The sequence below is a fragment of the Microbacterium sp. Bi128 genome, from assembly GCF_918698205.1.
The window spans coordinates 1-9,650 of record NZ_CAKKMM010000140.1 but is presented as its reverse complement, the minus strand read 5'-3'; the positions used below and the strand labels follow the sequence as shown (position 1 = coordinate 9,650).

Here is a 9,650-nt window from a genome sequence, read left to right as displayed (position 1 = left end):
TCCGTTGTGGTGGAGACCGGGGCTTCGGCCTGCGTTGAACGGCCGAATTGCCACTGGCTGAGCAGCACAAAGACCCCGGAAATGGCGATCGCGAACACGAGTCCTGCGATCCAGCGGGGTTTGAGGGCAGTTTTCAGCACCCCTTAAAGGTACTTCGTCCCTGTGTAGAACAGCGAAACGGGCCATCGAGAGTGGGGCCGCCGGGTCCCTGCGTGGCGACGGAGTCGACACAATAGGGCCTGCCCCTAGAGTGGGGCAGCCGGGTCCCTGCGTGGCGACGGAGTCGACACAATAGGGCCTGCCCCTAGAGTGGGGCAGCCGGGTCCCTGCGTGGCGACGGAGTCGACACGAAAGGGCCTGCCCCAATCTCAGTGGTCGAAGAACACCAGGCTGGAATTGATCAGTTCGGCGATCACTTCGGCGTCGTAGGCGCGGCGGAGCGATTCGCGGAAGGACTCTTTCGACAGTGAGCGTGCCAGCGTCGCGAGCACTTCGAGGTGATCGGAAAAGGAGCTCGCCGGGGTGGCGATGAGCAGAATCACTGTGGCCGGGCCGTCGGCCGCGCCGAAGTCCAGCGCCCTGCCGTACTTCGTGATGCCGACCGCGATGGATGTCTGTGACACGAGCTCGCTGCGGGCGTGCGGCAGGCCGACACCGCCGGGCAGGCCGGTGGCGAGCTGGTGCTCCCGGGCATTGACCTGCTTGAGGAAGCCCTCGAGATCGGAGATTCGTCCGGCAGCATGCATGCGTTCCGCGAGCTGGGCAGTGGCGTCGAGCTTGTCCGTGGCATCCATTTCGAGGATCACCATCTCGGGTGTGGTGAGCTCGGCGTCGTACCGGTCCAGTGGTTCCGCCAAGAGATGTCCCTTCGAAGTGGCGTCAGTGACGCCGGCCGGCAGTCCAATCACTAGCGTTGCAATCCTGCACTGCCGGCCGGCGCTGAGTCTTAGCGCAGGGGCACAATGTCCTCCACGCCCAGCCGTGCGGCGTCGGCGGATTCGTCGTCCGGCTGCTGTTGGCTCAGGCGCTCGGCATCAACCCGGGCCAGATAGTGCTTGATTTCGCCCTCGCGCTGCGCATCACTCCAGCCGAGAACGTCTCCCATTAGTTTAGCGACTACCGGAGCGGCGGACACACCGCGGTCCCACGCTTCAATCGAAATCCGGGTGCGGCGGGTCAGGACGTCCTGGACGTGCCGGGCTCCCTCGTGCGTGGCCGCGTAGACGGCTTCGGCGGCCAGGTAGTCGTCAGCACCCGGCAACGGTTCGGCCAGTTCCGGGCTGTCGGCGATGAGCGCCAGCACCTCCGGTGTCATGGCACCGTAGCGGTTGAGGAGGTGTTCGATCCGGGCAACGTGGACGCCGGTCTCCTCCGCCATCCGGTTCCGCTGGTTCCACGCGGCCTTGAAACCGCTCGCCCCCAGCAACGGGACGGATTCCGTGCAGCTGGCCGGGACGCGCTCGTCCATGCTGCGCGTCGCCTCGTCGACCGCGTCCTTGGCCATGACCCGGTAGGTGGTCCACTTACCGCCCGCCACCACCACGAGACCCGGCACGGGGTGGGCCACCACGTGTTCGCGGGAGAGCTTCGCGGTGGAATCGCTTTCCCCGGCCAGCAGCGGCCGCAGCCCCGCGTAGACGCCCTCGACGTCCTCGCGGGTCAGCGGGCGCTTGAGGACCTTGTTGACGTGCTCGAGCAGGTAGTCGATGTCCTTGCTGGAGGCCGCGGGGTGGGCCTTGTCGAGGTGCCAGTCGGTGTCAGTGGTCCCGATGATCCAGTGCCTGCCCCAGGGGATCACGAAGAGCACGGATTTCTCGGTCCTCAGGATCAGCCCCACCGTGGACTGGATCCGGTCGCGGGGCACCACGAGGTGGATGCCCTTGGACGCCCGCACCTTGAGCTGCCCGCGGTCTGTCACCATGGCCTGGGTCTCGTCCGTCCAGACCCCGGTGGCGTTGATGACCTGCTTGGCGCGGATTTTGAAGCTGGAGCCGTCCTCGTGATTGACCACCTTGGCGCCGACCACGCGCTCGCCCTCGCGTACGAAGTCCACAACCGACATCTGGTTGACCGCGTGGGCGCCGTAGTGCGCCGCGGTCCGCACGAGGTTGGCGACGTACTTGGCGTCGTCGACCTGGCCGTCGTAGTAGCGGATGGATCCGACGAAGGCGTCGTCCTTGAGGCTGGGGGCGGCGCGCAGGGTCCCTCGCCGGGACAGGTGCTTGTGGAAGGGGACGCCGCGGCTGTGTCCGCCGGTGATGGACATCGCGTCGTACAGGGCGATTCCGGCGCCGACATAGGGCCGCTCCAGGAACGGTTTGTGGAGCGGGTACAGGAACGGGACCGGCCGGGCCAGGTGCGGCGCCAGGACGGAGAGAATGAGGCCGCGCTCATGCAGTGCCTCTTTGACCAGGCCGAAGTCGAGCATTTCCAGGTACCGGAGGCCACCGTGGATGAGCTTCGAGGACCGCGACGACGTCCCCGCAGCCCAGTCGTTCGCCTCGACGATGCCCACACTGAGCCCGCGGGTCACGGCGTCGAGGGCGGCGCCGGCACCCACGATGCCTCCGCCCACGATCAGGATGTCGAGCTCTTTGCCGGGGGCGGTGCTGCCCCTGAGCACAGTGATTGAAGCCTCGCGAGCCGCTGGCCCGAGGGCACCTCCGGCCTCGGCAGAACCGCCGGGAAAACTGTTCATGTCACGCCTCCATCCGGATCAAACCTCGTAGGGCACCAGACTACGTCCAAGTTTCCCGGATGGGCAGGGCCCTCAACGGCCCGCGCGCGGTTTCAGTTGCCGGCGTACGGCGAGACGACGACGTCGACGCGCTGGAATTCCTTCAGGTCCGAGTAGCCGGTGGTAGCCATTGAACGGCGCAGCGCGCCGACGAGGTTGGAGGTGCCGTTGGTGTGGTGGCCGGGCCCGAACAGAACCTCTTCGAGCGGCCCGACCGTTCCCACGTTGACCCTGTCGCCGCGGGGCAGTTCGAGGTGGTGGGCTTCCTGGCCCCAGTGCCAGCCCTTGCCGGGGGCTTCGTCGGCGCGGGCCAGGGCGCTGCCCAGCATCACGGCGTCGGCGCCCATGGCGATGGCTTTGACGATGTCGCCGGAGGAGCCCATGCCGCCGTCGGCGATCACATGGACGTAGCGTCCACCGGACTCGTCCATGTAGTCCCGGCGGGCCGCCGCGACATCGGAGATCGCGGAGGCCATGGGCGAGTGGATGCCCAGGGCGCGCCGGGTGGTGGTGGTGGCTCCGCCGCCGAAGCCGACCAGCACGCCGGCGGCGCCGGTGCGCATCAGGTGCAGGGCCGGGGTGTAGCCGGCCGCCCCGCCGACGATCACGGGGACGTCGAGTTCGTAGATGAACTGCTTGAGGTTTAGCGGCTCGTGGTCCTTGGAGACGTGCTCGGCCGAGACAGTGGTCCCGCGGATGACGAAGATGTCGACGCCGGCGGCCACCACGGTCTTGTAGTGTTCCTGCGTACGCTGCGGGGTCAGGGAGCCGGCCACCGTGACGCCGGCGGCGCGGATCTCGGCGAGGCGGGAGGTGATCAGCTCAGGCTGGATCGGCGCCTGGTAGAGCTCCTGCATGCGCCGGGTGACGGCCGGGCTGTTGGTCTCGTCAGCGAGGCCCGCGATTTCGTCCAGTACGGACTGCGGGTTCTCGTACCGGGTCCACAGGCCCTCGAGGTCGAGCACACCGAGTCCGCCGAGGCGGCCCAGGGCGATGACTGTCTCCGGCGACATGGCCGAATCCATCGGCGCCGCGATGACCGGCATGTCGAACTTGTAGGCATCGATCTGCCAGGAGACGGAGACGTCCTTGGGGTCACGGGTGCGCCGGTTGGGGACGATCGCAATGTCATCCAGGGAGTAGGCACGACGCCCACGCTTGCCACGGCCAATCTCAATCTCGTAAGTCACTGCTCTAGGTTATCCCAGCGGACGCGGGGCGCCGCTTCGGCGTACTGTGGCGTCATGCTTTGGCGTAACGGACAGCGGTGGATCTTCGACGGACACATTGCCGGACTCGGCACGGGCTCGGGCCTGCGCGCGGTGGTGGGCCTATGGACGCAGTCCCCGTTCGGGTCCTTCACCGACGCGATGGTCCAGCTGCCCTCCGGCCACCGGATCCTGCTGGCACCGAGCGTCGAGGCCGCCGGCTTCATCAGCGCGGTCTATAACTTCGACGAGACCTGCATCGTGCCCCTGGCATCAGAGCATGGGGCGGGGCAGCTCGCCGTCGACGCCGGGCCGCTGCGGATCCGCGCCCGGCTCGGGTCCCGCACCCGGCTGGGCGCCGTGGCGCGGCTGGTCCCCCGGGCTCTGGCGGTGCATCCGCGCTGGCTGCGTGCGGTCAACCCCATTGCGGGCAGAATCATCCCCGGCGTGCGCACTGCGGGCACGGCCAAGGGCGGCCGGCGGGAATACTACGGGGTCACCGATCTGCACCGCATCGACTCCGCGACCGTCAGCTGGGACGGCGCCGACGCCGGCCCGCTCACCGCCATCCGCCCCGCCGTCAGCTTCGGCTTTAGCAGCGTCCCGCCCGAACCCAGCCTGGCCCGGGTGCGGACGACCATAGAGGGCGCTCCGCTTACTCGCCGCTGACGTTCTCGGTGTCCGGGACGGTGAGCTGGGACTCGAACATCCGGAAGTACCGGCCGCGGCGCGCCACAAGTTCCCTGTGGGTGCCTTGTTCCACGATGCGGCCTTCCTCGAGCATGTAGACCACATCGGCCTTCTCGATCGTGGCCAGGCGGTGGCTGATGGCGATGATGGTGCTGCTGCGGTCAGCGAAGAGCCGCGTGAAGATCCGGTGTTCCGCCAGCGCGTCGATGGCCGACGTCGGCTCGTCCATCACCATGAACGATGCGCCGCGGTAGAAGTTCCGGGCCATCGCCAGCCGCTGCCACTGCCCGCCGGAAAGGCCGGAGCCCTTCCGCCCGCGCGGGTCCTCCATCCAGTTGCTGACGTGGTTGTCCAGGCCGTTGGGCAGTTTGTTGATGAATTCGAGGGCCTCGGCATCCGCGGCGGAGCGCCGGACCCGTCCGTCGTCGCGGGGCGAATCGACGTCGCCGAAGAAGATGTTTTCCGCCGCGGTGGCGAATTCATACTTCAGGAACTCCTGGCTGAGCACCGCCAGGTGCCGGTGCCAGGAGGTGACGTCGACGGCGGCGAGGTCCACGCCGTCGAGCAGCACCTGCCCGGAGTCGGGACGGTACAGCCCGGCCAGGATACGGATCAGGGTGGACTTGCCGGCGCCGTTCTCCCCCACGATCGCGATGTGCTGGCCCTGCCTGATGGTCATCGAAATGCCGCGGATCACCTCCAGTTCGCTGCCGGTGTACGTGAAGCGGATGTCCCGCAGTTCCCCCGTCTTCGGCGCCTGCAGCAGCGGCGGCGCGTAGCCGGACGGCACGGGCAGGGCCATGAAGAGCTCGTAGTCCGTGAGGTTCGCCAGGTCCTCATCGATTGAGCTCAGTGAGGAGACGAGGCTGTTGGCGGTCGAGAGGGCGCGGCTGACAATCTGCTGGACATAGAGGAACTGCCCCACCGGCTGGGCCCGGGCGATGATCTGGCCCACCACCCAGATCAACGAGACCACCTCGGCGCCGTACTGCAGGGCATCGGCCGCGAGCTGTTTGGGGATGTAGCGCTTCTGGAAGTCCAGCCGGCGCTTTTCATCGGCGTCCCGCAGGCGGGAGCGCAGGCCCATCAGGTAGCCGACAATCCCGTAAAGCCGCATCTCGGCGATGTGCTGCGGCCGCAGGAGGTTGGTTTCGATCATCCTGCGCTGCCGGCGCGAATCGACCTGGGTGTTCCAGTGCGCGATCTGTTCGCGGGAGAGCTTGAACTGCAGGTAGACGCTGGGGACGATCGCAACCAGGACGATCACGGCGATCCACCAGCTGACCAGCAGCAGCGCGCCGATCGCCAGCAGCACGGAGACCAGCTGGGTGAAAATGGCGGCGATCCGGTCCAGGACGCGGGCGTAGGAGTCGGAGAAACGCTTCGCCCGGTCGTACAGGTCCACGGTCTCTTTGTCGTCGTAGCGCCAGAAGTCCAGGGTCAGGAAGCGCTCGTACATCAGGTCACCGACGATCGCGCCGACCCGGAAACTCATGAGCTGCTGGATGTAGCGGTCCACGCTGCTGAACGATCCCCAGAAGAGCCCGAGTGCCGCGGTGATGATGACGTACACGACGGCCTGCGCGCCGGCGTCGGCGTCGCCCGCGTAGGCGGCGGCCAGCGCCGTGGTGGTCAGGGCGGCGAAGTACGTCGTGACCAGCGGCAGCAGTGCCGAGATCAGCGAGCCCAGGACTTTCATGACGACGGCGGCGGGCGAGGCGCGGAAGCTCACCCGCAGCACTTGTGCCACGGCGCGGGCGTAGGGCTTGAGCGCGAGCTTGCGTTTGGGCGCGCGTGCCGGCAGGAGTTCGGACATGCCTCCAGCCTAGTTCCGGGACCCGGAGCCGGGCGTGAGCGGCACTGCCGCCGGGATTCGGGGCGCCCTTAAACCGGGTGAGCCCGCCGAAACTGTGGTTTCGGCGGGCTCACCCGGGTTAAGGGCGGCGGGTCTTAGCGCGACCCGTAGTTCGGGGCTTCGACCGTCATCTGGATGTCGTGCGGGTGCGACTCCTTGAGCCCGGCCGCGGTGATGCGGACGAACTTGCCGCGCGCCTTCAGCTCCGCCACGGTCGGTGCGCCGGTGTAGAACATTGTCTGGCGGAGCCCGCCGACCAGCTGGTACGCCACCGACGACAGCGGACCGCGGTACGCGACCCGGCCCTCGATGCCTTCCGGGATGAGCTTGTCATCGCCGGAGACGTCGGCCTGGAAGTAACGGTCCTTGGAGTACGAGGTGTTCTTGCCACGGGTCTGCATGGCGCCGAGGGAGCCCATGCCGCGGTAGCTCTTGAACTTCTTGCCGTTGACGAAAATCAGGTCGCCCGGGGATTCGTCGCAACCGGCCAGGAGGGAACCGAGCATCACGGTGTCGGCGCCGGCGACGAGCGCCTTGCCGATGTCACCGGAGTACTGCAGGCCGCCGTCGGCGATCAGAGGCACGCCGGCCGGGATGGCGGCCTTCGCCGACTCGTAAATGGCCGTGATCTGCGGGACGCCGACGCCGGCCACCACACGGGTGGTGCAGATGGACCCGGGACCGACGCCGACCTTGATGCCGTCGGCACCGGCGTCGATCAGGGCCTGGGCGCCTTCGCGGGTGGCGGCCTGGCCGCCGATGATGTCCACGTGCGCGGCAACAGGATCGGACTTGAGCCGGCGGATCATTTCCAGCACACCCTGGGAGTGGCCGTTCGCGGTGTCCACGAAGAGGGCATCCACACCGGCGTCGATCAGCGCCATGGCGCGTTCCCAGCCGTCGCCGAAGAAGCCGATCGCCGCGCCGACGCGCAGGCGGCCTTCGTCGTCCTTGGTGGCGAGCGGGTACTGCTCGGCCTTGGTGAAGTCCTTCGTGGTGATCAGGCCCTTGAGCCGGCCCTGCTCGTCAACGAGCGGGAGCTTCTCGATCTTGTTCGTGGCCAGCTTGTGCGAGGCTTCCTCGCGGCTGATGCCGACGTGTCCGGTCACGAGCGGCATCTTGGTCATGACATCGCTGACCAGCCGCAGCGGGAAGTCGGATTCGGGCACGAAGCGGGTGTCGCGGTTGGTGACGATGCCCAGCAGCCTGTTGCCCTCGTCCACGACCGGCAGGCCGGAGACGCGGTAGCGTGCGCAGATTTCGTCCAGCTCGGCCAGCGTGGCCTCGGGGCCGATGGTCAGGGGGTTGGTGATCATGCCGGATTCGCTGCGCTTAACCCGGTCCACCTGGTCGGCCTGGTCGGCGATGGAAAGGTTGCGGTGCACGACGCCGAGACCGCCCTGGCGGGCCATGGCGATGGCCATCCGGGACTCCGTGACGGTGTCCATCGCGGCGGAGAGCAGCGGGGTCTGGACCGTGATGCGCTTGGAGATCCGGGACGACGTGTCCGCTTCCGAGGGGATCACGTCGGTGTGGCCGGGCAGGAGCAGGACGTCGTCGTACGTCAGGCCGATGAAGCCGAAGGGATCGTGTTCGGGCTGGGTCATGAGTGCGCCTCTTACCTTGGGTTACGGGTTCACGGGTAGGGGTTGCAACAGATGACCAGCCCGTCATTACGGGTCTGGCCTGTGCAGAAGGTAATGCAGAAGGTTCGTGCAGAAGGTTCGTGCAGATGATTCGTGCAGAAGTCCTCAATAAATAGTAGAACCTTGGCGGCGATAGCCATATTCCGGGCGGTAATGTCCGGTTTCAATGTGAGCCGCCCCATGCCGGACGGCTCCCCCGGCCGGCCGGGCATGCTTCCGGCCGGTGGGCGTCGGACTACTTCCAGCCGGTGGCGGCGAGCAGCCGCCGTTCGAACATGGGGATCATGGTCTGGACGTACGTCTTGGTCAGGTGGTTGTCGTCCTTGTAGACGTACACGTTGCCGACCACCGCGGGGCATGTTCCGTTGGCGCAGATGAAATCGCTCATGTCCATGAGGTGCAGCCTGGGCACCTGGCCGCGGTACGCGTCCAGCGGCGAGGACCCCGCGAGCGATTCCTGCTCCGGCACGTTGCACTCCGAGGCATCCGGGCCGTTCTTCTGGACGCACTCGGGCATATTGATGGTGAAGCGGGGGTTGTCGCGGATGCCCACCACGTCCATGCCGGCGTCGGTGAAGGGCTTGATGCCCGCCAGGTACTCAGGCACTTCGGTCTCGAACGGCGCTTCCTTGTGAGTCAGGGACGCAACCGTGAAAACGGCGTCGGGGCGGTGGTCCAGGACGTACTGCGCGCTGGCCCGGTTGAAGGCGTTGCAGTCCGCGTCCCGCTCCGGGGACTCCCCGCCGAAGCGGCAGTTGCCCTTCAGGAGCGTGACAACTTCCCAGCCGTGGCTTTTCGCGATGGGGCCCAGCGCCGCCATGTACTGCTGGGCATGGGAGTCACCGAGCACCACGATCCGTTTGGTGACCTTGTCCGGCTTGTTGTTCTGCAGGCACCCCTGAAGCAGGGGGTCGCTGGGGACGTTGGCGTCCGTGCACAGCCCGTCGATGTCCGCCCACTCGTTCTTCATCGCCGCCGGCGCGGGGATGATCTTGGCTTCCGGCGTGGGCTTGCCGGCGTTTTCCGGTGCCAGGGCGGCCGCGCCGGGGGTCAGTTCCTTGGGCTGGGACGCCGCCTCGGCTTCGTCGGCCAGGAGCTGGCTCTGCCACACGGCGACGGGACCCGCCAGCAGGGCACCACAGGCGGCAATCACGACGGCGGTGCGCCAGGCGCGGCGCTTGGGCCAGTGCCATTCGCGCAGGGGCTTCTCGACGAAGCGGGTGGTGAGCACGGCCAGGACGAGGGACGCGGCAACGATGCACAGCCCCTGGAACAGGTTGGGCGCCGTGATGCCCGCCCCGGCGAGGGCCAGGACCAGCAGCGGCCAGTGCCAGAGGTAGAGCGCATAGGAGTTATCCCCCAGCGCCACCAGGGGTTTCCAGGTCAGGAAGCGGTCAACCCCGAAGCGGCTGCCGCTTTGACCGGCGGTGATGATCGCCGCGGCGGCCAGCGTGGGCCACAGCGCGATGAATCCGGGGAACGAACGGTCCACGGTCAGCAGGAGCCCGCAGGAG

The 9,650-nt window shown here is 67.5% G+C and carries 7 protein-coding genes and 1 pseudogene; 1 reads left to right on the top strand and 7 read right to left on the bottom strand.

From position 1 onward, the window contains the following. The 4 genes and pseudogenes from LQV45_RS11815 to LQV45_RS11800 all read right to left on the bottom strand — a co-directional run. Positions 1-140: pseudogene (locus LQV45_RS11815) on the bottom strand (SURF1 family protein); the annotation flags it as partial. 228 nt (positions 141-368) lie between these two features. Then, positions 369-857, bottom strand: a complete 489-nt coding sequence (locus tag LQV45_RS11810) for a PTS sugar transporter subunit IIA (protein ID WP_028275739.1) — start codon at positions 855-857, stop codon at positions 369-371. 89 nt (positions 858-946) lie between these two features. Next, positions 947-2,698 carry a glycerol-3-phosphate dehydrogenase/oxidase gene (locus tag LQV45_RS11805; protein ID WP_028275740.1) on the bottom strand — a complete coding sequence of 584 codons (1,752 nt, stop codon included), beginning with the start codon at positions 2,696-2,698 and terminating at the stop codon, positions 947-949. A 92-nt stretch (positions 2,699-2,790) separates the two neighbouring features. Further along, the gene (locus LQV45_RS11800; RefSeq protein ID WP_230007196.1) at positions 2,791-3,927 is read right to left on the bottom strand and encodes a GuaB3 family IMP dehydrogenase-related protein; all 1,137 of its coding nucleotides are present in this window, start codon (positions 3,925-3,927) and stop codon (positions 2,791-2,793) included. Positions 3,928-3,981: 54 nt separating this feature from the next. Between LQV45_RS11800 and LQV45_RS11795 the strand changes: the two genes are divergently transcribed. After that, positions 3,982-4,614, top strand: a complete 633-nt coding sequence (locus LQV45_RS11795; RefSeq protein WP_230007195.1) for a hypothetical protein — start codon at positions 3,982-3,984, stop codon at positions 4,612-4,614. Here the strand turns inward: LQV45_RS11795 and LQV45_RS11790 are convergent. The 3 genes from LQV45_RS11790 to LQV45_RS11780 form a co-directional block, all read right to left on the bottom strand. Continuing rightward, positions 4,601-6,451: an ABC transporter ATP-binding protein gene (locus tag LQV45_RS11790; protein WP_230007194.1), complete on the bottom strand. Its 1,851-nt coding sequence runs from the start codon at positions 6,449-6,451 to the stop codon at positions 4,601-4,603. The two genes, LQV45_RS11795 and LQV45_RS11790, sit on opposite strands and share 14 nt — an antisense overlap. 134 nt (positions 6,452-6,585) lie before the next feature. Continuing rightward, the gene (gene guaB / locus LQV45_RS11785) at positions 6,586-8,097 is read right to left on the bottom strand and encodes an IMP dehydrogenase (protein ID WP_230007193.1); all 1,512 of its coding nucleotides are present in this window, start codon (positions 8,095-8,097) and stop codon (positions 6,586-6,588) included. Positions 8,098-8,371: 274 nt separating this feature from the next. Further along, on the bottom strand, positions 8,372-9,650 hold a 1,279-nt coding region (locus LQV45_RS11780), incomplete at its 5' end, for an acyltransferase family protein (protein ID WP_230007192.1).

What these genes read in the sequence shown, in the direction of transcription:
- LQV45_RS11805 (WP_028275740.1), bottom strand. Translation starts at nt 2,698, where the DNA reads ATGAACAGTTTTCCCGGCGGTTCTGCCGAGGCCGGAGGTGCCCTCGGG.
- LQV45_RS11790 (WP_230007194.1), bottom strand. Translation starts at nt 6,451, where the DNA reads ATGTCCGAACTCCTGCCGGCACGCGCGCCCAAACGCAAGCTCGCGCTC.
- guaB (WP_230007193.1), bottom strand. Translation starts at nt 8,097, where the DNA reads ATGACCCAGCCCGAACACGATCCCTTCGGCTTCATCGGCCTGACGTAC.
- LQV45_RS11795 (WP_230007195.1), top strand. Translation starts at nt 3,982, where the DNA reads ATGCTTTGGCGTAACGGACAGCGGTGGATCTTCGACGGACACATTGCC.